The following is a 308-nucleotide window of genomic DNA, read 5'->3' on the forward strand; positions in this document are numbered from 1 at the left end:
CATCTCAAGGAAAAGATCTCCAGATACTAAAGTATCATTTGGTGCTGGAAAAAGAAGACACGATTCAGGTTCAGTCTCAGAACTCAGCCATACTCTCTCTCAGTTAAGTACGGATAAAAAGAAAGCTCCCTCTTCCCCGATTCATAATAAACAGGTCAGCCATTCTGCTGTTTTAAATCCTGCCTTTCAATCGACCCCTGCATTTGACCTGAAGTTTGTTGCTTCTGATCAGGATGTTTTACTGGCTCTGCAAACGATTAATAAACAACATCAGGATACTGACGTTATTGTTATGAATTCTCACGATG

At 40.3% G+C, this 308-nt stretch carries 1 protein-coding gene; it reads left to right on the forward strand.

Features of this window, described 5'->3' with window-relative positions; all coding sequences use genetic code 11:
* The coding region (locus E1189_RS22680) for a hypothetical protein (RefSeq protein ID WP_196220939.1) at window positions 1-308 on the forward strand (308 nt) is incomplete at both ends.

Source organism: Parendozoicomonas verongulae (genome assembly GCF_009711465.1).
GTDB lineage: Bacteria > Pseudomonadota > Gammaproteobacteria > Pseudomonadales > Endozoicomonadaceae > Sansalvadorimonas > Sansalvadorimonas verongulae.